Raw genomic sequence first — 20,274 nt, 5'->3', positions numbered from 1 at the left:
AGGACATCATGACCGACGCGGGGTTCCACCAGGGCGACGTCGCCAACACGACGTACCCGTGCGGCGGCTGCGGGGCGCGGCTGGAGTTCGCGCCCGGCACCACCGCCCTGCGGTGTCCGTACTGCGGGTACCAGCAGGAGATCTCGGCGGGCGACCGGCGGATCCGCGAGATCCCGTTCGCCGAACTGGCGGGTCTCGCCCGCAAGCCGGTGGCCTCCATCGGGAAGTACGTCTTCGTGTGCCAGCGGTGTGCCGCCAGGACGGAGACGAACGAGACCGCGAGCCTGTGCCAGTTCTGCGGCGCGCCGCTGGTGATCGACGTGAACGCGTCCGACCAGCTCGCGCCCGAGGGCGTGCTGCCGTTCGCGTTCGACCGCCGTGAGACCGGCGCGCACCTGGACAAGTGGACGTCCTCGCGGTGGTTCGCGCCCACCGCGCTGAAGAAGGTCACCACGGCCGAGTCCACGAAGAGCACCTACATCCCGCACTGGACGTACGACTCGCGGACGGTGTCCGCCTACACCGGGGCGCGCGGCGAGCACTACTACGTCACCGAGACCTACGTGGAGAACGGCGAGCAGAAGACCCGCCAGGTCCGGCACACCCGGTGGTACCCGGCTCAGGGCAGGGTCGCCCGGAACTTCGACGACGTGCTGGTGCCCGCGAGCACCCTGGTGCCGCCGCCGCTGCTCGACGACCTGGCTCCGTGGCCGCTGCTCGACGCGGCGCCGTACCAGCCGCAGTTCCTCGCCGGGCACCACGCGCTGCGCTACGACGTGGAACCGGAGAGCGGGTTCGACGAGGCGAAGAACCGGATGGCCCCGGTCATCGCCGAGGACTGCCGGAACGACATCGGCGGCGACGAGCAGCAGGTGAACTCGGTCGACACCCAGCACGACGACGTGACGTTCAAGCTCATGCTGCTCCCCGTGTGGGTCGCCTCGTACGAGTACGCGGGCAGGAACTGGCAGATCTTCATCAACGGCCGCACCGGCGAGATCCACGGCGAACGGCCGTGGAGCAAGGTCAAGATCGCCGTCGCGGTGGTGCTGGCGCTGATCGTGATCGCCGCGATCGTCTACCTCGTCGCGCGCAACGGCGGCTAGCGCGCTGACGTCTCAGCCGAACAGCGTCCCGAACCCCGTGACGGCACCCCCGACCCCGGCCACCGTCAAGCAGTGCCACAGGCAGGCCTGGTTGGACGTCACCACGGGCACCCCGAGGTCCTCCTCCAACGGCGCGATCGCGTCCACGCACCGGAACCCGTTCCCGGCGATCACCACCCCGTCGGTCCCCTCGGGCACGGTGCGCCGCACCTGCTGGTAGACCTCCTCGGGCCGGACGGCCCACTGCGCCCCCGCGTCCCAGGTCTCCCAGGGCGGCAGCGAGTCCCACCCCCGCCCCAACGAGAACCGGCGCATCCCCGTGGGCGCGAACCCGGCGGCCCCGAAGTACTCGGACCCGGCGTCCACGATCTCGTCCTTGAACCACGGCGGCAGGACCACGTAGGGGCGGCGGATCCCCACCGACGACATCGCCGCCACGGTCGCCTGCGCGGCGGTGACCACCGTCGTCCCGTGCGCCTTCACCGAAGCCTGCGACACGAACGACTTGTCGAACTCCGCGCCACCGAAAAAACTGCTGGTCGTGAAGCACACGCAGATCGCGTCCAGCCGCATCCCCCCGAGGAAGTCCAGCCCCCGAGCCATGTCCGCCGACTCGGCCACGGCCCGAGCCGGATCCTCCCCGTAGTCCGACGTCCCAGGCTTCCGCGGACTCTCGAACCGGGCAGCGCTGACCGACACCCCAGCAGGCGCCAACGCCCAGAACTCGGACTCCGCCACCGGATCCCGGTCGATCACCAGGATCCCGAACGCGGCCCTCCACCCCCAGCTATCGGTGCGCATCCCTCACTCCGCCGCGGCCGCAGGGGTGACGACCTTCTTGCGCCCCAACCGGTTCTCCGCGTAGGCGAACCCGAACAGCACGATCAACGTCCCCACCACCATGTTCCACGTGATCGGCTCGCCCAGCGTCACCAGGCTCACCAGCACGGCGGTGAGCGGCACGAAGTAGTTCACCGCGGAAGCGTTGGACGCCCCCAGATCCGTGATCAACCGGAAGTACAGCAGGTAGGCGACCCCGGTGCCCACCGCTCCCAGCAGCACGATGCTCGCTACCACCCCGAGCGACAGGTGCGGTGTCTTCCAGGCGAAGAACGGCGTGATCAGCCCTTGCAGCACCACCGCCATCAACACCTGCGAGGTGGACGACACCAACGGCGGAATGCTCCGCTGCGCCAACATCTTCCGCACGTACACCGTCTGCAACGCATAGCAGACAGCGGCCGCCAGCACGGCCAGTTGCCCACCGATGGACCCGGCCTCGGAAGCCCAAGGCCCGATCACCAGCACCACCCCCACGAAGCCCAGCCCGAACCCGACGGCCTTCCGCGGCGTCGCCCTCTCCGTCGACAACGCCGCGGTAGCGGCGGCCAACGTCAACAACGGCGTGGCCGCGATCAACACCCCGGCCATCGCCGCGCTGGTCCGCTGCTCACCCCACGCCAACAACAGGAACGGCGCCACCATCCCCAGGGTCGCGACCACGGCGATGTGCGCCCACACCACCCCGAACTTCGGCAACCGGCCCCCGGTCGCCCGCAGCACCGCGTACAGCACGAGCGCCCCGAGCACGACCCTGGTCAGCACGAGCTGCGCGGGCGTCAGCCCACCACCCGCGACCTTGATGAACGTGTAGCTGCTTCCCCAGATCACCGCGAGCGCGGCGAACTGGACGACGTTGATGCGTGTCATGGCGTGGGGTTCCTTAGGCGAGCGTGAGCGCGGGGATGCTGGCGAGACCCCGGTCGAGGTCTTCGTCGCTGAGCGCGTCGTTGGGCAGGACTCCGCTGAAGTACTTCTCGTAGGCGACCAGGTCGAAGTCGCCGTGCCCGGACAGGCCGAGCAGGATCGCCTCGCTCTTGCCCTCCTCCCGGCACCGGACGGCCTCGGTGATCGCCCCACGAATAGCATGGGTCGACTCCGGAGCGGGCAGAATCCCTTCGGACCTGGCGAACAGCACTCCGGCTTCGAAGCACTCGTTCTGCCGGACGGACGTGGCCTCCATCAGCCCGTCCTCGACCGCCCGGCTGATCAGCGGGGCGATGTTGTGCGCCCGCAACCCTCCGGCGTGCACCGGGGCGGGGACGAACTTGTGCCCCAGCGTGTGCATCCGGAACAGCGGGGTCAGGCCCATCGAGTCCGCGTAGTCGTAGGCGATCCGGCCGCGGGTCAGCGTCGGGCACGACGCGGGCTCGACCGCGACGAGCCGGACGCGTTGCCCGCCCTGCTTCTGCTGCCGCAGGAACGGGAACGCCAGCCCGGCGAGGTTGCTGCCGCCGCCCGCCGCGCCGACCACGACGTCCGGGTAGTCGTCGGCCAGCGCCATCTGCTTGATGGCCTCCTGCCCGATCACCGACTGGTGGGCGCACACGTGGTTGAGCGCGCTGCCCCTGGTGTAGCCGAACTCCGGGTGCGCCTTGGCGAACTGGAGCGCCTCGGACTTCGCCACGCCGAGGCTGCCGGGGTGCTCGGGGAACTCCGCCAGCGTCAGCCGCCCGGCCTCGGTCTCCGTGCTCGGGCTCGCGACGCACGTGGCCCCGTAGGTCTCCATCAGCGTGCGCCGGAACGGCTTCTGCTGGAAGCTGACCTTGACCATGAACACCTTGGCGGTCAGGTCGAACAGCGCGCCCGCCAGCGCGATGGCGCTGCCCCACTGGCCCGCGCCGGTCTCCGCGATCAGCCCGGTCTTGCCGTCCTTCTTGTGGAAGTAGGCCTGGGGGATCGCGGTGTTCGGCTTGAAGCTGCCGGTCGGCGCGGTGCCCTCGAACTTGTAGTAGATCCGGGCGGGCGTGTTCAGCGCCTTCTCCAGTCTTCGCGCCCGGTACAGCGGCGTGGTCCGCCACTGGGCGTAGAGCTGCCGCACCTCGTCCGGGATCTCGAACTCCGGCTCCAGGCTCAGCTCCTGCTCGACCAGCGCGGCGGGCATCGTGCCGCCCAGCGCCTCCCGGCTCACCTCGAGGCCGGTCTTGGCGTCGAGGATGGGAGCGATCCCGCCGATGTCGGCCGCCGCGTTGAGCCAGGTGTGCGGGATGTCCTTCTCGGTCAGCTCGAACTTGACCTTCTCGATCATCGGGAACTCCACCGTTCGCTGTGGGGAAAGGGTTGCTACCGGCCCGCTTCGGCGACGAGCGAGCCCTCGGTGGTCTCGTCGTCCTTCTCGAACAGCCGGGGGTGCGCTTCCCGGATGCCTTCCACGACCAGCTCGTAGGGGAAGTCGGCGTACTCCCCGCGCATCTGGAGGAACTCCATGTGCCTGCGGCCGTTGGTGTCGTAGGGGTGGTAGAGGCTGTCGGCCGTGCCGTCGAAGTCCAGCGGCGCGATGCCGTAGAGCTTGCACAGCATCTTGTTGAACACCGGGGTCGCCTTGACCCACCTGCCGTCCAGGTGGACGGACGTGAGGCTGTGGAACCGGAAGACGTCACCGCCGACGAGTTCGCGGAGCCGGTCCGAGGCGAGGTGGTTGCGCACGTCGCCGTAGACGAGCCTGCTCGGCACGCCGACCGAGCGCAGCGCGGCCGCGTAGACGATGGACTTCTGCACGCAGAAACCCATGCCCTTCTTGATGATCGCGCTGGCCCGCAGCCCGTCGCGGGACATGTCCGCGCCGTACACCTCGTAGTGGATGCCGTCGCGCACGGCGAAGAACAGCTTCACCGCGCGCTCGGTCGGCGTGAGCGCGTCCGGTCCGTCCGGTAACGCCTTGGCGACCAGCCCGGCCACGGCGGGCGCGCTGAAGTCGAGGAACTCGGTCTCCGCCAGGTGTTCCGCGGTGCTGGTCATGCTGTCCTCCCCGGTGTCGGTCGTGCTCACAGGCCGACCATCGTGGCGATGCGCTGCCGCTGGACCTCGGACGTGCCCGAGTAGATCGGGCCCGCGACGGCGTTGCGCACGTCCTTCTCCAGCCCGTACTCGGCCAGGTAGCCGTAGCCGCCGAAGACCTGCACGGCGGCCAGCGCCGACGCGAGGCTCGCCTCGCTGACGGTGAGCTTGGTGATGGCGATGTCGATGGTGACGTTCTCCCGGCGGGTGAGCCGCTCGGCGGTGTCGTACAACCACTTCCGCGAGGTCTCCACGCCGATCTTCATCTCGACGACCTTGTTGGCGACCGACTGGAACTTCCCGATCGGCTGCCCGAAGGCGGCGCGCTCCTTGGCGTACTCGACGCACCGGGCCAGCCGGTGCGCCATCTCGCCGAGGTTGATCACGAACGAGAGCAGGATCTCCCACTTCATCACGTGGTCCAGCACCAGGAACCCGGCGCCGACCGAGCCGACCACGTTCGCCTTCGGCACCCGGCAGTCGTCGAAGAACAGCTCGCACAACGGGGACGTCCGCAGCCCCATCTTGGCCACGGGGTTGCCGACCGTGAGCCCCGGCGTGTCCCGCTCGACCAGGAACGCCGTGATGGCCGCCGGGCTGCCCTGCTTGCCGGTCCGCGCGTAGACCGTGTACAGCCCGGCGATCGGGCCGTTGCTGACGAAGGCCTTGCTGCCGTTGAGGACGAACGAGTCGCCGTCCGGCACGGCGGTGGTGCGCATGGCCATCATGTCCGAGCCCGCGTCCGGCTCGGTGATGGCGTGCGCGCCGATCATCGTGCCCGCGCTGATCTCCGGCAGGTACCGGGCCTTCAACGCCGCCGAGCCGAACCGGTGCAGCGGAACACCCACGCCGACCACGTGCGTGGACACCGAGAAGCTGAACCCGCCGTCCCGGCAGCCCTCGCCGAGCCCCTCCAGCACGTACATCGTCGTGAGCAGGTCCGCGCCGAGCCCGCCGTGCTCCTCCGGGAACGGCAGCCCGAACAGCCCGGTCTCGCGCACGCGGTCCCAGTTGGCCGTGGAGAACTCGCCGGTCCGGTCCCGCTCGACGTGGTCCTTGCTCAGCACCGGCCCGAGGTCGACCACGGCAGCGCGCAGCGCCCGCTGCTCCTCGTCCCAGTCGATCACCGCGATCCCCTCCCGTCAGTACTCGGAGAACTCTTCGGAGTCCAGGCTGTGCCGCTCGTCGCCGTTCAACGGGGGGTTGAAGACGCTGATCAGCTCCAGGTCCTGGTCCGGGCCCGCGATCAGGTAGTGGGCGTCGTGCTGGTCGAGCGCGTAGAGCACGCCCGGCTCGATCCGGTGCACCACGCCGTCCATCGTCACGACCTCGCCGAAGCCCCGGACGCAGTAGCAGGACTCCAGGTGCCGCCGGTACTGCAACGGGGACTTGGTGCCCGCCCGCACGACGGTGTGGGCGACGGTGAACCCCATGCCGTGCTTCTTCAGCAGGAACCGGTAGCTCAACCCGTTGCCCCAGTCCACGCAGGGCACCTCGGACTTGCTCAGCACGATCATGCTCGACCCCCCACCGGGTGAACCGAGGCGACGAACTCGTCGATCGAGTTCACCGAGCGGAAATCGGCCGGGGAAAGGTCGATCTCGTCGACCGGGATGTCGTAGCGCTCACCGACCCACGCGATCAGCCGCAGCAGCCCGAGGCTGTTCACCACGCCGTTCTCCAGGAGGTCGTAGTCGTTGTCGAGTTCCTCGGCGCTGATGTCGCTGACGAACTCGGAAATCACGAATTGTTTGATCTCAGTCGATCGTGGCACTCAGACGCACCCCTTTCGCCAGCTGTTTCCGGTCGACCTTCCCGGTCGAGGTACGGGGGAATTCCTCATCGGTGATGTCCAGGCCGGAGGGAACTGCCGTCCGCGGCAGGTTCACGGCGCAGTGCCGCCGCAGCCCGAGGCTGTTCAGCGGCTCACCCGGCGCGCGCCGCACGATCGCGTGCAGCCGGTGGCCCGCGGTGTCGTCGGGCACCGCCAGCACCACCGCGTCGGCCACGCCGGGGTGGTCGAGCATCACCCGCTCGACCTCCAGGAGGTTGGTCCGCACGCCGCGCACCTTCACCTGGAAGTCGGTGCGGCCGACGAGGTGGAACAGCCCGTCGGCGTCGCGCCGCACCCGGTCGCCGGACCGGAAGTAGCCCTCGGACCAGGCCTTTTCGGTCAACGCCGGGTCGAGGTACCGGCCTGCCTGGAACGGCGTCGACACCAGCAGTTCGCCCGTGCCCTCGCCGACCACCTCGATGCCGTCGTCGTCGACCACGACCGCGTGGACACCGGGGATCGGCCGCCCGATCGGCACCGGCCCGTCCGCGGCCGGATCGATCTCGTGGATGAAGCTGTCGTTGGTCTCGGTGCAGCCGTAGACGTTGTGCAACCGGGCGTTCGGGAACACCTCCGGTAGTTCCCGGAGCAGCGCTGACGGTGTTGCGTCACCCGTGCAGACCAGCTCCCGCACGTGCGGGAACGTCTTGCCCTCGGCGCGCGCCGCGTCCAGCAGGAGCCGGTAGAACATCGGCACGCCCTGCACGACCTCGACGTCCGCGCCCGCGAACGTCCGCAGCAGGTAGCGGCCGTCCAGCGCCCGCTCGGGGTCCACCAGCACGACCAGGCCGCCGCGGGCGAGCGTCGTCCACACGTCCAGCAGGCACAGGTCGAAGTTCAGCGGCGCGTAGTTGAACACCACCGTCCCCGGCCCGATGCCGAAGTGCTCGGCGGCCCACCCGGTGAACGCGTCGACGGCGGCGCGGGGGAGCGGCACGACCTTCGGCACCCCCGTGGACCCGGACGTGGCCAGCATGAACCCGACACCCCGGAGGTCCACGGGGGTGGCGGCCACCTGTTCGACCAGCAGGTCTTCGGTGTGCAGTACGTTTGCGCACCCCGCGACGCGGAAGAGTTCGGCGCGCGCGTCCGCGCCGAGATCGGGCGACGGCAGCAGGAACGGCCGCCCGGCCCGCAGGCACGCGAGCACCACGGCGATCGTCCCCGGCGACTTCTTCCCGAGCAGCCCGACCGGCCCGTCGCCCGGCAGGTCCGCCACGGTCGAGAACGCCGCGTCCGCCATCGCGGCCACCTTCGGATAACCGATGTCGACGTCATTCCAGCGCAACGCAGGCCCGGTGCGGGCGAGCGGATATACCGATGATGGTGTCAAGGTCGATTCCCCAGCCTTGCGGCACGCGTGCGAAGCCTTTTCGGATTGCTTCGGACGCGTGCGGGTGAATAACGAGGTGAGCGTGGGAAGGCTGCGTGAAATCAAATCCCCCAGAGACCTGACTTCAATGGCCGTAGTCCAATCGAAATAATTGAACCGTTGCGAGGCTAACTACGATTTCTCGGGGGCACATACCGCCGATCAGGTGACGCCCGCGGCGTGGGATCACTTGCGCGCGGGCGTCCATTCACCCCCTTGATGTCCGACTACTCCCACCGGCCGCCACGGCCTCCGATCGCAGGTCCGTTCGGCGGGTGTGGCAGCGTGGAAGCCGTGAACCTGCCTATGTCGGCGACCCTGGTGCGGACTGCCGAACTGCTAGCCGACCAGTGGTGGACGACAGCCCTGGAGGGCCTCACCCAGGGCGCCGTCTACGCCCTGCTGGCCATCGCCTGCACCCGCCGCGACCGCTTGGTGGACACCGTCCCCCTGGCCGCGTTCACGCTCGGTCTCTTCACCGCGTACACCACCTACGCGGCCCTCGGCTACCGCCCCGGCCCCACTTTGGCGTTCGGTGTCTCGACGGCCTTCGCCCTGCTGGCGGCCCTGGTCGTGACCATCGCCGTCACGACCGCCACCACCACGATCCGCGGCCACTTCCTGGTGGGCCTGGGCGTCTTCGTTCTCGTGGAGGCAGCCACCTGGCTGCTCCGCGGCGACTCCGCGGAACCCCCACTACGCCTCTTCCGCCCCCACGAACTGTTCCCCGGCTTCGACACCGTCCAACTGACAGTGCTTCTCGTGGCATCCGCCGCCCTGACGCTCACCCTCCGTCAACGCATTCGCCCGTTCGTGGCATCCGGGATGCTCACCGGCTTGGCGGCGTTCCTCTACCTCCTGAAGGTCCCCGGCGCGGCCTGGTACCTGACAGCGATACTCGTCGGCGTCTACGCCGTGACCGCCGTCCTGCTGGCCCGCACCCCGCCCGGCATGATCACCACCGCCGTGGCCCTGGGCCTCATCCAGGTCTGCTTCGAAACCTTCGTGGGCTCCCGCTGGTGGCTCCCGTTCTCCCTGGGCCTACTGGTCCTGGCAGCCGCGTACCGCTTCCTCCGAACCCGTTTCACCGCACGCCGTCAGGCTGTCGCGGTCGCCTAGTCTGTTCGGATGCCGGACCGGGAGACCAGCAACTCCATCGAGAACACCGTCGTGCACGGCGCGATCACCCAGATCGGCACGGCCTACTTCACGCCCGCACCCCCGGAACCGCGTGACCCCTGGATCGTTCTCGCACTCGATTCCGAGATCCGGCCCTCTTGGTCCTCCTCCTGTTCCTGCACCGCGTCCACGACCTCCGCGCGGCCGCCGAACACGCCCACCTGAACCCGGCCTCCCTGACCCCTTCCGGCCGAGGCTCCTTCGACGCCTTCATCGCCGAACACGACATGCTCGTCAAGCGAGCCCGATTACGCCCTTCCAGCGAGCCCGCCATCGGCTGGTGCCTCCTCCACCGCTGGCTGGCCCGCTGCAAGGACACCCCGCTCCACCTCCCCGAGCACACCTTGGGCGAAACCCTCGCCCCAGCAAGGATCGCCAGACTCCTGCACGGCCTCCGCCGAGGGCCCGGACGTCTGCAACCCCGAACACCTCGACCGCACCTCGTTGGCCACCTACAGCTACGAAGGCCGGATCTCGTTCGAGCAGGGCGTGGACGACGAGGGGAGGGCCTATCTCGACTGCCACGACAACGGCATCGGCATGGGCGACGCCGAACTCCGAGGCGTTTTCTCGAAGGCAGGAGACCGTTTCCCGGAACAAGCTGACTTCCGCTTGGAGCAGGAGGCATGGGAGACCCTGGACCCACCGGTGAAGTTGTTCCCCAACAGCCGATTCGGGATCGGCGTGCTCAGCTACTTCATGCTTGCCGACGAGATCCTTGTAACTACCTGCCGTCTGGGGCTAGACGGATCGCCGGGCCCCGTTCTGGATGCGGTCATCCACGGCCCCGGCCACCTGTTCCGGGTCCGGCGCGTGGCCGACTGCGGCGAACCGGGGGCTCGCGTGCGGCCGTACCTGAAGCGGTCGGACGAGTGGTCGAGCGTCGAGGTGGTGCGACGACTGCTGGGGATCACGCAGTTCGACACGACCGCCGACGACCACGCGGGGCGAGCACGCTGGGCCGCCGGGGAGTGGTCACCACTGGACCGCTGCGAAACCGTTCCGTGGCGACAGGCCCCGGAGGGAGTCCGGGTCATCTGGTGCGAAGGGGACGGCGCGCTGCTGGTGGTGAGGCCGAGCGTGAGCGGGGGTGGTCAGTCGACCTTGGACAGCCTGATCCGGGAATCCAACCGCATAGGCGTCAGCATCGCCGAGGTCGTCACCTCACTCCAGGCCAGAGGTCTCAACATCCCCGACCTCGCCACCACCATCCGCGCGGCCCTGTCGAAGGTCCCCTTCGCTCAACCCCCACCACAGCCCCGCTAGACCTACGACGGAGTTTCCCCCGGCGGACGCTCGCGCAGAATGCACGTCAACCGTGCCGTGCACACAGCCTTCCCGGCTTCATCCGTCACCGCGATCTGAAACGTCGCCGTGCTCCGACCCACGTGCAACGGCGTGCACACCCCGGTGACCAACCCCTCCCGCGCCGCCCGGTGGTGCGTGCACGACAGCTCCAGCCCCAACGCCACCCGATCGGGTGCCGCGTGCATCGCCGCAGCTACCGAGCCCAGGGTCTCCGCCAGCGACGCCGTCGCGCCCCCGTGCAGCAGCCCGTACGGCTGGCGGTTTCCGGCTACCGGCATCGTCCCCACGAGCCTGTTCGCGTCCCATTGGGTGATTTCGATGCCCAATTTCGTGGTCAGCTGCTCGGCCGCCAGGTCCATGTTCAGGCCTGGGAGCTGGTCGGGTGTGGGTGGGACGGCGGGGGTCACCGGCTACCTCCGGTCGGTGCGGAACTGTCGGTGCCCCACCCTAGACTCGGCCCGTGAGCACTTCCGACGCACCGCGCCTGCTGCTGATCGACGGCCACTCGATGGCGTACCGGGCCTTCTTCGCGCTGCCCAAGGAGAACTTCTCCACGAACACCGGGCAGACGACGAACGCCGTGTACGGGTTCACCTCGATGCTCATCAACCTGCTGCGCGACGAGGCGCCCACGCACGTGGCGGTGATGTTCGACGTCTCGCGCAAGACGTTCCGGTCCGAGGCGTTCGCCGAGTACAAGGCGAACCGCAGCAAGTCGCCGGACGAGTTCAAGGGCCAGGTCAGCCTGATCCAGGACGTCCTGGCGACGCTGTCGATCCCGACCATGGCCAAGGACAACTTCGAGGCCGACGACCTGATCGCCACGCTCACGACACAGGCGGTCGCGGACGGCTTCAAGGTCGCGATCTGCACCGGCGACCGCGACGCGTTGCAGCTGGTCAACGACTCGGTGACCGTGCTCTACCCGGTCAAGGGCGTGTCCGAGATGGCCCGGTTCACCCCCGAACTCGTCCTGGAGAAGTACGGCGTCACGCCCGAGCAGTACCCGGACTTCGCCGCGCTGCGCGGCGACCCCTCGGACAACCTGCCGAAGATCCCCGGCGTCGGCGAGAAGACGATCACCAAGTGGATCCAGCAGTTCGGGTCGCTCGGCGGGCTGATCGACCGGGTCGACGAGGTCAAGGGCAAGGCCGGCGAGGCGCTGCGGGAGAACATCACCAACGTCCTCCTCAACCGCCACCTGACCGAGCTGGTCCGCGACGTCGAGCTGCCGCTCGGGCCGCAGGACCTGGAGAAGAAGGCGTGGGACCGCGAGGCGGTGCACCGCCTGTTCGACGAGCTGGAGTTCCGCGTGCTGCGGGACCGGCTGTTCGCCACCCTGCCGTCCGAGGAGCCGGAGGCCGAGGAGGGCTTCGAGGTCAACGGCGGCGCGGTGCCGTCCGGGCTGCTCGGCGGCTGGCTGGACGAGTACGCGCGCGGCGCGCGGGTCGGGGTCGCGTTCCGCGAGAAGGGCGGCGACCTGGAGGGCATCGCGTTCGCGACGGCCACCGGTGACGGCGGGTACGTCGAGGTCGCGCAGCTCGACGAGTCGGACGAGACGGCGCTGGCCGCGTGGCTGGCGGACGAGTCCGTGACCAAGGCGGGCCACGACCTGAAGCTGCCGCTGCGCGCGATGCGGGCCCGCGGCTGGACGCTCAAGGGCCTCACCAGCGACACCGGCCTCGCCGCGTACCTCGTGCGGCCCGGTCAGCGGTCGTTCGCGCTGGACGACCTGGCGATCCGCTACCTGCACCGGGAGCTGCGCGCCGAGGAGTCGTCGGACGGGCAGCTGTCGCTGCTGGTCGACGAGGAGGAGGAACTCCAGAAGACCGCCACCGGCACGATCCTGCGGGCCCGCGCGGTCGCCGAGCTGGCGGACGCGCTGGACGAGCAGCTCGTCGGCATCGGCGGCACGCGGCTGCTGGCCGAGCTGGAGCTGCCGCTGATGGCCGTGCTGGACGAGGTGGAGGCGACCGGCATCGCGATCGACTCGCCGCACCTGGCCGAGCTGGAGGCGCACTTCGCCGCTGGCGTGAAGCAGGCGGCGCAGGACGCGTACGCGGTGATCGGCAAGGAGATCAACCTCGGCTCGCCGAAGCAGCTCCAGGTCGTGCTGTTCGACGAGCTGGACATGCCCAAGACGAAGAAGACGAAGACCGGGTACACGACGGACGCCGAGGCGTTGCAGGACCTGCTGGAGAAGACGCAGCACCCGTTCCTCCAGCACCTGTTGGCGCACCGGGACGTCACGCGGTTGAAGTCCACTGTGGACGGCCTGCTGAAGTCGGTCGCGGACGACGGCCGGATCCACACGACGTTCCACCAGACGATCGCGGCGACCGGACGGCTGTCCTCGACGGACCCGAACCTGCAGAACATCCCGATCCGCACGGACGAGGGCCGCCGGATCCGCGAGGCGTTCGTCGTCGGCGAGGGGTACGCCGAGCTGATGACGGCGGACTACAGCCAGATCGAGATGCGGATCATGGCGCACCTGTCGAAGGACGCCGGGCTGATCGAGGCGTTCAACAGCGGCGAGGACCTGCACACGTACGTGGCGTCGCAGGCGTTCTCGGTGCCGACGAGCGAGGTCAGCGGCGAGATGCGCCGTCGGATCAAGGCCATGTCGTACGGCCTCGCGTACGGGCTGTCGGTGTACGGCCTGGCGCAGCAGCTGCGGATCCCGGCCGAGGAGGCCAAGGAGCAGATGGAGGCGTACTTCTCCCGTTTCGGCGGCGTGCGGGACTACCTCCAGCAGATCGTCGTGCAGGCGTCGAAGGACGGCTACACCGAGACGATCCTCGGGCGTCGGCGCTACCTGCCGGACCTGAACAGCGACAACCGCCAGCGCCGCGAGATGGCTGAGCGGATGGCGCTCAACGCCCCCATCCAGGGGTCGGCCGCGGACATCATCAAGGTCGCCATGCTGGGCGTGCACCGGGCGTTGGGGGAAGCCGGGTTGCGGACGCGGATGCTGCTCCAGGTCCACGACGAACTGGTGCTGGAGGTCGCCGAGGGCGAGCGCGAGGCGGTGGAAGCCCTCGTGCGCGAGCACATGGGCAACGCCTACCACCTGTCCGTGCCGCTGGAGGTGTCGGTCGGCGTCGGCCGGTCCTGGGACGACGCGGCGCACTAGCGCCATGTGAGACGGCGGTGGCGCAGTTGCGACGTGTCGCGGTCGCGCCACCGCTCGGGTAGTGACGCGCGTCGGGGCCGTCAGCAGGCTGTCCGGCATGGACCGCATCTCTTGGAAGCTCGCGACTCTCGCGGTGGCCGTGGGTGTCGCGTTGGGGACCGCCGTGCCCGCCTCGGCGGGTCAGGTCGAGGTCGGGTCGACCCGGCAGTGGCTGTCGATGGGGCCGAACGCGGGCGGTGGCGACCTCGCCTTCACGAAGGCGATGCCGTCGCGGATGTACGTGCTGACCGCGACCGGCCGCAACGTCTACCGCACCGACGACCGCGGCAGGACGTGGCGCGCGCCCGTCGGGCTGGACCTGCCCGCCGCCTCGGGACGGCAGATCGCCGCCGACCCGCGGGACGCGAGCCTCGTCTACGTCGCCTCCGCCCCGCAGGGCGGCGACCGCGGCTGGGTGCTGCGCAGCCGCGACGCCGGGCGGACGTTCCAGAAGGTGTTCGACACCCCCGCCGGGTTCACCGGCCTGGTCGTGTCGCGCACCGGGCAGTCGGTGTTCGCCGCGGGTGACGAGGGCGTCTACCTCAGCACGGACCACGGGTCGCACTGGACGCTGCTCGCGGGCTCGCCCACGGGCGTGCGGCAGCTCGCGCTGGCCGACAGCGACCTCTACGTCGGCACCGGCTCCGGCGTGCACCTGATCGAGAACGCCACGAGCAAGCCCGCCAAGGCCAAGAAGCTGCCCGTCGACCTCGCCGTGGACACCCTCGCCGCGGGCGACCGGGTCGTGGTGGCCGCGGGCATCTTCAGCGGCGCGGTCCTGTCGACCGACCACGGGCGCACGTGGCGCGCGGCCGCCGGGCCGTGGAAGTCGGGCGACGCGGTGCCGTACGTCGGCGTCGGGCCCGCGGGCGACGTGCAAGTGCAGACGATCGAGGGGTCGCAGGACGGCAGCGGCGCGAAGAACCTGTGGATCAGCCGGGACCTCGGGCGGAACTGGAGGTCCACGCCCGCGACCGAGAAGGTCGACGTCTACACCGAGGTCGGCAGCTTCCCGGACCGGCCGGACGTGCAGGTCGTCGCCGCGTCGGCGGGCATCTTCACCACCCGCGACTCGGTCGACTTCCAGCGCATCGGCGTCCCGGACACGGCCGTCAACGCCCTGGCCGTCGCCGGGTCCGCGCTCATCGCGGGCACGCCGTCCGGCAGCTACCGGTCCACCGCGCCGCTGAAGCGCGACCTCGGGCCCGGCTACCAGGACTGGGGCTGGACCGGCAAGATCCCGCACACCATCGGCAACTCCGTCGGCGCGCTGGAAACCTTGCCCGGCAAGGGAACCGACGTGCTGCGGGCGCGCAACACCTACTGCCCCGGCGACTGCTTCGCCGTGGAGCGGTCGACCGACGGCGGCACGACGTGGGAGGGGCTGGCCGCGCTGCCGGGCAACTCGCACTCGCTCGTCGTCGACCCGAAGGACAAGACGAGGGTCTACACCGGCGCCTACCTCGCGCCCGCGCTGTTCGCCAGCACGGACGGCGGCGCGAGCTTCACCCCGTTGCACGACCAGGAGCTGTCCGGCGTGAACGGGCTCGCCGTCGACCCGACCCGGCCCGCGGGGTCGGTGTGGATCGCGGACGTCAGCGGCCTGTACCTGAGCACCGGCCCGGACCTGCCGCTGGCGAAGGCGTTCGACGGCCGGGTCGAGGCGGTCGCGGTCGACCCGCGGAACTCCTCGCACGTGGTCGCCGTGGGCGACGGGGTGCTGAAGGTCAGCTTCGACGCGGGCAAGTCGTTCACCGACGCCACCCGGCCCGCGGACCTGTTCTACACGTCGGTCGCGTTCTCCCGCGACGGCACGCTGTTCGCCGGCACCCGCGACTTCATGGTGCCCGGCCAAGGGGTGCTGACCAGCACGGACGGCGGCAAGCGCTGGAAGGTCCTTCCCGACCAGCCCGCCGACCACGAGGTGCGCGCGGTGCTCGTGTCGCCGGACGGCAAGTGGCTGTTCGCGGGCACGATGGCCAGCGGCGTCCACCGGCTCGCCCTGCGCTGAGCCGCCGGGTGACGGGCTCGGGCTGGTGATCCTTGCAGGGAGTCACCAGCCCGAGTCGTCCAGCCAGCCGAGCTCGTTGACCCGCCAGGCCAGGTGCATGCGGCTCTGGGCGTTGGCCCGCCGCATCAGGTCCTGCACCCGGCGTTGGAGCGTTCGCCCGCTGACCCCGAGCTGCGTGGCGATCGACTTGTCGCTGATCCCGGCGAGCAGCAGCGACAGCAGCTGCCGCTCGTCCGGGGTCAGCGGCACGTCGGACCCGCCGTCCAGGCGCAGCGGGATCGCCCGCTCCCAGTAGCTCTCGAACAGCGCGATCAACGCGCTGAGCAGGCTGCTCTCCATCACGAGCGCGGCCGTCGGCTCACCCGTGGCGTCGTCGGTGACCAGCGGGCACAACGCGATCGAGCGGTCGGCGATGGCGAGCCGGACCGGCAACGTCGGCAGCGACCGGCCGACCAGCCCGGCGCGGACCGACGCCATGACCTCGGCCAGCTCGCCGGGCTCCTCCAGCAGCGCCGTCTCGAACACGGCCTGGTAGCGCACGCCCCGTGCCAGAGCCTTCGCCTCCTCGTCGTTCTCCGGCGAGGCCATCGCGATCGGCGCCTTGCGGCAGAACCAGAGCATCTCCTCGCGGGCGTCGCGCTGGAGGCTCAGCAGCTGGTGCCGGATCGCCTCCGCGCCGGTCACCACGTCGACCAGCCGCGCCGAGTCGCGGCGGCGCACGCCTCCCCGGTACTCGTCGGCGAGCTGCGCCACGGCCGCCCGCGCCTGCTCCAGTTCGGCCTGCCCCTTCACCAGCATGGGGCCGAGCAGCACGTCCGGCGGGGCCGCCGCGTACCGGTCGCCGGTGCGGGTCACGAGCCCCTTGGCCAGCAGCACCTTCAACGCCGCCGTCACCTCGCCGCGCCGCGCGCCCAGGTTGTCCGCGATCTCGTCGGCGTCACTGCGGTAGCCGCTGACCACGGCCCGGTAGATCCGTTCCTCGGCGGGACTCAGCCCGAGCGCTCCCAGCACGACCACTCCCACGGTGAGGTCACTCCCTGCGGGGGTGAGGGTACTTTCGCCGCCGATGGATCGGGTTACCTCGGTGTAGCGCCGCCTCTGCCCCTGGCCGCGAAGTGGGTGGTGACCACGGTCGGTCCTGCGGCGGGGCCTACCTCGTGGGGTTCGGCGCGGTGACGCGGACGTCGCGCGCGGTCAGTTCGACGCCGCACTCGGCGCACTCGACCTTCGCGTGGACGTCGCCGCCGCAGTCGTGGTGGTGCAGGTCGAACGACGGGCGGCCGTCCTCCGGCGGCATCCAGCGCGCGCCCCAGTCGCGTAGGGCCATCAGCACCGGGTAGAGGGCGTGGCCCTTCTCGGTGAGCCGGTACTCGTAGCGGGTGCGGGCGTCCTTGTACGCGACCCTTCTCAGCACGCCCTCGTCGACGAGTTCCGCCAGCCGTTCCGTCAGCACGCTGCGGGAGATGTCCATCTGCGACTGGAAGTCCTCGAACCGGCGGGTGCCCAGGAAGACCTGGCGCAGCAGCAGGAGGGTCCACCGCTCGCCCAGCAGGGCAGCGGAGCGCGAGATGGTGCACTGCGGGTCGGCCAGCTTCGCGTGTGCCATGTCTCCGAGGATACGCTTGCGTTCGGAAAGCAGACTCAGCTACGGTGGCGTTCTGAATCCGAACCCAACGAGGCGGCTGTCCCATGATCGGTCCACGCGTGCACGCGCTCGACCGCTGGAGCGCGCCCGCCGCGGTCGACGCGGTGTTCGAAGGACTCTCCGACCACAGCCGCTACCTGCGGTTCCACGCCCCGATGCCCCGGCTGACCAAGACGTTCCGCGACCGGCTGTCCGACCTGGACGGCGTCGACCACGCGGCCGTGGTCGCCGAGGTCCTGGGCGAGCCCATCGGCATCGCGCGGCTGGTCCGGACCGGCGAGCGGCGGGCCGAGGCGGCGGTCGAGGTGGTCGACCGCTGGCACCGCCGCGGCGTCGGCCGGATGCTGCTCACCGAACTCGCGACGCTGGCCGGTGGACTCGGCTACCTGGAGCTGCACGGCGACGTGCTGCCGGAGAACACCCCGATGGTGCGGCTGGTGCGCGGCGTCCTGCCCGGCGCGCGGACCACCAACGCCGACGGCGTCGTCCACTTCAGCATCCCGGTCGGCTGGGCGTTCGGCCTGCCCACCCACGAGGACCTGCTGGCCGAGATCACCCGAGCCGCGCGATAGCCCCCACGACCCGGTCCCAGAACCGGTCGACGTCCAGGCCCACGGCCACCTTCGCGTTGGGCGCGAGCCCGCGGTAGCCGTCCAGGTCGACCACGGTCGCGCCCAGCGTGTGCGTGCCGGTCAACTCGACCTGCACGTGCGCGTCCACGCACTCCACCAGCGTCGGGTCGATCACCCGCGCGACCGCGACCGGGTCGTGCAGCGGGGGAGCGGCGAAGCCGAACATCGCCCGGTAGGTCTCGCCGAAGAACACCATCAGCTCCGCGCACGTCCGCCCGAGCGGGCCGAGGGCCTCCAGCCGCGCGACCACGTCCGGCGTCACCAGCGCCTGGTGCGTGACGTTGAGGCCGACCATCGTCACCGGCACGCCGCTGCCGAACACGATCGCCGCCGCCTCGGGGTCGACGTGGATGTTCGCCTCGGCGTACGGGGTGATGTTGCCGCGCCCGGTCGACCCGCCCATCAGCACGATCTCGGTGATCCGCTCCGCGTCCTCGGGGTAGCGGGTGAGCAGCAGCGCGACGTTCGTCAGCGCGCCGGTCGCGATCACCGTCGCGGGCAGCAGCCGGTGCAGCAGCTCGACGGCGTGCTCGTCCACCACGGGCACGGTCGGCGGCCCGAACACCGGGCCGTCCAGCCCGGACTCGCCGTGGATGTCGTCGGCGATCCGCAACGGCCTGAGCAGCGGTTTCGCGCTGCCCGCCGCGATCGGCACGGTGATACCGGCGGCCGTGCACACCCGCCGCGCGTTCAGCGTGACCTTCTCCAGCGTCTGGTTCGCCGCGACCGTCGTGACGCCCAGCAGGTCGAGCGCGGGGTCGCCCGCCGCGAGCAGGATCGCGATCGCGTCGTCGTGCCCCGGATCGCAGTCGAGGACCACTGGAATTCCCATGCGGCCCAGTCTGGACGACCGGTTCTTGTCGGTGCCCGGAGGTAGCCTCTTGAGGTGCCGCTCCTCGGACCTTCGGACCCGTTGCCGCACCCGCCGCGCAGAGTGGTCGTGGCGGGCAGCTCGGGTGCGGGCAAGTCGACGCTGGCCAGGGCGATCGCCGCGGCGCTCGGGCTTTCGTACGTGGAGATGGACGCGCTGTACCACGGTCCACAGTGGACTCCGAGGCCGGAGTTCGCCGCGGACGTGCGGAACTTCGTGCGCGGCCCGGCGTGGGTGACGGAATACCAGTACAACCACGTGCGCCCGCTGCTGCTGGCGGCGGCGGACACGCTGGTGTGGCTCGACTTCCCCCGCCACCTGGTGATGCGGAGGCTGGTCGTGCGCACGGTCCGCCGCCGGATCACCCGCAGCCACCTGTGGAACGGCAACTACGAACCGCCGCTGCACACCGTCTTCACCGACCGCGAGCACCTGTGGCGGTGGGCGTGGACGTCGTACGGGCGGACGCGGCACAAGATGACCACCGTGCTCGACGGGGAGCACGGCGCGCGGCTGGTGATCGTGCGGCTGCGCGGGCGGAAGGACGTGGACCGGTGGCGCGCGGGCCCGCTGCGCCACGCGGCTGGACTCGACGAGGAGTCGTTGCGATGACAGAGCGGATCGCGTTGGTGCTGGGCGGAACCGGGATGCTGGCCGGGTGCGCGTCGGCCTTGCTGGCCGACGGCTGGCGGGTCGTCCTGCCCAGCCGCAGACCCCGGTTCGGCATGGCGGCCCGAGCCGCACTGGCCCCGAGCGGCCACCGCACCACGACCACGGCGGCCGAACCCCGCCCCCGCGAGATCGCCGCCGACTGGGCCCGCCCCACCGAACTGGCCGACCGGGTCCGCGCCGCCGTCGACGGCCCCGTCGACCTCCTGGTCGCCTGGGTCCACTCCACCTACCGCGACCCGGTGCTCCGCGCCGTCGCCCCTCTGCTGGCCCCGCAGGCCCCCGTCGTGGAGGTCCACGACTCCGGCGCGGTCCACCGCGTCCACGGCCTCCCGGAACCGGTCCTCGACGGCCACCCCACTCAACAGGTCGTCCTAGGCCACCTCAAACACGGCGCGGGCACCCGCTGGCTCTCCCACCGCGAAACCTCCGACGGCGTCCTGGCGGCAGTACACCGCGCCCTCGAAGGCAAACCCCCGTCCACCTACCAGGTAGGCGACGTCGACACCTGGGGCTAACACTCCCAGCGGTTCACCTGCTCACGGGCTCACCCGCTCGCCCACCACGCGAGGCCGCGTCGGTAGGTCGGGTCACCATTTTTTCGAGCAGGGCGGTGACGAAGTCTCTGCCCTGCT

At 70.4% G+C, this 20,274-nt stretch carries 21 protein-coding genes; 9 read left to right on the top strand and 12 right to left on the bottom strand.

Going from position 1 to position 20,274, the window contains the following annotated elements:
* Positions 1-8: 8 nt before the first annotated feature.
* Complete coding sequence (locus tag ACFWW9_RS30815) at positions 9-1,106, top strand: hypothetical protein (RefSeq protein WP_390385176.1); 1,098 nt, start codon at positions 9-11, stop codon at positions 1,104-1,106.
* A 12-nt stretch (positions 1,107-1,118) separates the two neighbouring features.
* On the opposite strand, the gene ACFWW9_RS30810 is transcribed toward ACFWW9_RS30815, so the two are convergent.
* Genes ACFWW9_RS30810 through ACFWW9_RS30775 form a run of 8 tightly spaced genes read right to left on the bottom strand, consistent with a single transcriptional unit; the run spans position 1,119 to position 8,020 of the window.
* Entirely contained in the window at positions 1,119-1,907 is a 789-nt protein-coding gene (locus tag ACFWW9_RS30810; RefSeq protein ID WP_390385174.1) for a hypothetical protein, read from the bottom strand.
* A 3-nt stretch (positions 1,908-1,910) separates the two neighbouring features.
* Positions 1,911-2,816: a DMT family transporter gene (locus ACFWW9_RS30805; protein WP_390385172.1), complete on the bottom strand. Its 906-nt coding sequence runs from the start codon at positions 2,814-2,816 to the stop codon at positions 1,911-1,913.
* A 13-nt stretch (positions 2,817-2,829) separates the two neighbouring features.
* Positions 2,830-4,194, bottom strand: coding sequence for a TrpB-like pyridoxal phosphate-dependent enzyme (locus ACFWW9_RS30800; protein ID WP_390385170.1), 1,365 nt, complete (start codon positions 4,192-4,194; stop codon positions 2,830-2,832).
* Positions 4,195-4,229: 35 nt separating this feature from the next.
* Positions 4,230-4,934, bottom strand: coding sequence for a transglutaminase family protein (locus ACFWW9_RS30795; protein WP_390385168.1), 705 nt, complete (start codon positions 4,932-4,934; stop codon positions 4,230-4,232).
* Positions 4,931-6,070 carry an acyl-CoA dehydrogenase family protein gene (locus ACFWW9_RS30790; protein ID WP_390385166.1) on the bottom strand — a complete coding sequence of 380 codons (1,140 nt, stop codon included), beginning with the start codon at positions 6,068-6,070 and terminating at the stop codon, positions 4,931-4,933. Before ACFWW9_RS30790 ends, ACFWW9_RS30795 begins: the two co-directional genes overlap by 4 nt.
* Positions 6,071-6,085: 15 nt before the next feature.
* Positions 6,086-6,460 carry an ectoine synthase gene (locus ACFWW9_RS30785; RefSeq protein WP_390385164.1) on the bottom strand — a complete coding sequence of 125 codons (375 nt, stop codon included), beginning with the start codon at positions 6,458-6,460 and terminating at the stop codon, positions 6,086-6,088.
* Positions 6,457-6,687: an acyl carrier protein gene (locus ACFWW9_RS30780; protein ID WP_390385162.1), complete on the bottom strand. Its 231-nt coding sequence runs from the start codon at positions 6,685-6,687 to the stop codon at positions 6,457-6,459. Before ACFWW9_RS30780 ends, ACFWW9_RS30785 begins: the two co-directional genes overlap by 4 nt.
* A gap of 13 nt (positions 6,688-6,700) precedes the next feature.
* The gene (locus ACFWW9_RS30775) at positions 6,701-8,020 is read right to left on the bottom strand and encodes an AMP-binding protein (protein ID WP_390385160.1); all 1,320 of its coding nucleotides are present in this window, start codon (positions 8,018-8,020) and stop codon (positions 6,701-6,703) included.
* Between the two features lie 423 nt (positions 8,021-8,443).
* On the opposite strand from ACFWW9_RS30775, the gene ACFWW9_RS30770 reads away from it, so the two are divergent.
* The 3 genes from ACFWW9_RS30770 to ACFWW9_RS30760 all read left to right on the top strand — a co-directional run bounded on the left by ACFWW9_RS30770 (position 8,444) and on the right by ACFWW9_RS30760 (position 10,594).
* The gene (locus ACFWW9_RS30770) at positions 8,444-9,268 is read left to right on the top strand and encodes a hypothetical protein (RefSeq protein ID WP_390385158.1); all 825 of its coding nucleotides are present in this window, start codon (positions 8,444-8,446) and stop codon (positions 9,266-9,268) included.
* A gap of 9 nt (positions 9,269-9,277) precedes the next feature.
* Entirely contained in the window at positions 9,278-9,493 is a 216-nt protein-coding gene (locus tag ACFWW9_RS30765) for a hypothetical protein (protein ID WP_390385156.1), read from the top strand.
* A gap of 279 nt (positions 9,494-9,772) precedes the next feature.
* Complete coding sequence (locus tag ACFWW9_RS30760; RefSeq protein ID WP_390385154.1) at positions 9,773-10,594, top strand: hypothetical protein; 822 nt, start codon at positions 9,773-9,775, stop codon at positions 10,592-10,594.
* 2 nt (positions 10,595-10,596) lie between these two features.
* Here the strand turns inward: ACFWW9_RS30760 and ACFWW9_RS30755 are convergent, their stop codons facing one another.
* Positions 10,597-10,995, bottom strand: a complete 399-nt coding sequence (locus tag ACFWW9_RS30755) for a PaaI family thioesterase (RefSeq protein WP_390385152.1) — start codon at positions 10,993-10,995, stop codon at positions 10,597-10,599.
* Between the two features lie 101 nt (positions 10,996-11,096).
* On the opposite strand from ACFWW9_RS30755, the gene polA reads away from it, so the two are divergent.
* Both polA and ACFWW9_RS30745 read left to right on the top strand, forming a co-directional pair.
* Positions 11,097-13,772, top strand: coding sequence for a DNA polymerase I (gene polA / locus ACFWW9_RS30750; protein WP_390385150.1), 2,676 nt, complete (start codon positions 11,097-11,099; stop codon positions 13,770-13,772).
* Between the two features lie 97 nt (positions 13,773-13,869).
* Positions 13,870-15,822: a hypothetical protein gene (locus ACFWW9_RS30745; RefSeq protein ID WP_390385148.1), complete on the top strand. Its 1,953-nt coding sequence runs from the start codon at positions 13,870-13,872 to the stop codon at positions 15,820-15,822.
* A gap of 42 nt (positions 15,823-15,864) precedes the next feature.
* Here the strand turns inward: ACFWW9_RS30745 and ACFWW9_RS30740 are convergent, their stop codons facing one another.
* Together ACFWW9_RS30740 and ACFWW9_RS30735 are read right to left on the bottom strand one after the other, a co-directional pair.
* Positions 15,865-16,845 carry a helix-turn-helix domain-containing protein gene (locus tag ACFWW9_RS30740; protein ID WP_390385146.1) on the bottom strand — a complete coding sequence of 327 codons (981 nt, stop codon included), beginning with the start codon at positions 16,843-16,845 and terminating at the stop codon, positions 15,865-15,867.
* A gap of 127 nt (positions 16,846-16,972) precedes the next feature.
* On the bottom strand, positions 16,973-17,428 hold the full coding sequence (locus ACFWW9_RS30735; RefSeq protein WP_390385144.1) for a winged helix-turn-helix transcriptional regulator: 456 nt from the start codon (positions 17,426-17,428) through the stop codon (positions 16,973-16,975).
* Positions 17,429-17,511: 83 nt separating this feature from the next.
* On the opposite strand from ACFWW9_RS30735, the gene ACFWW9_RS30730 reads away from it, so the two are divergent.
* Positions 17,512-18,039: a GNAT family N-acetyltransferase gene (locus ACFWW9_RS30730; RefSeq protein WP_390385142.1), complete on the top strand. Its 528-nt coding sequence runs from the start codon at positions 17,512-17,514 to the stop codon at positions 18,037-18,039.
* Here the strand turns inward: ACFWW9_RS30730 and ACFWW9_RS30725 are convergent.
* A complete protein-coding gene (locus ACFWW9_RS30725) occupies positions 18,020-18,931 on the bottom strand; it encodes a nucleoside hydrolase (protein WP_390385140.1) in 912 nt (303 codons plus the stop codon). The two genes, ACFWW9_RS30730 and ACFWW9_RS30725, sit on opposite strands and share 20 nt — an antisense overlap.
* 54 nt (positions 18,932-18,985) lie before the next feature.
* Here ACFWW9_RS30725 and ACFWW9_RS30720 point away from each other — a divergent pair, with 54 nt between their 5' ends.
* Positions 18,986-19,582, top strand: coding sequence for an AAA family ATPase (locus ACFWW9_RS30720; protein ID WP_390385138.1), 597 nt, complete (start codon positions 18,986-18,988; stop codon positions 19,580-19,582).
* A complete protein-coding gene (locus ACFWW9_RS30715; protein WP_390385136.1) occupies positions 19,579-20,157 on the top strand; it encodes a hypothetical protein in 579 nt (192 codons plus the stop codon). The genes ACFWW9_RS30720 and ACFWW9_RS30715 overlap by 4 nt, the downstream gene beginning before the upstream one ends.
* Positions 20,158-20,274 lie beyond the last annotated feature (117 nt).

The sequence above is a fragment of the Umezawaea sp. NPDC059074 genome, assembly GCF_042738955.1.
GTDB lineage: Bacteria > Actinomycetota > Actinomycetes > Mycobacteriales > Pseudonocardiaceae > Umezawaea.
The sequence above is the reverse complement of the archived record's forward strand: the minus strand, read 5'-3'. Positions and strand labels throughout refer to the sequence as shown.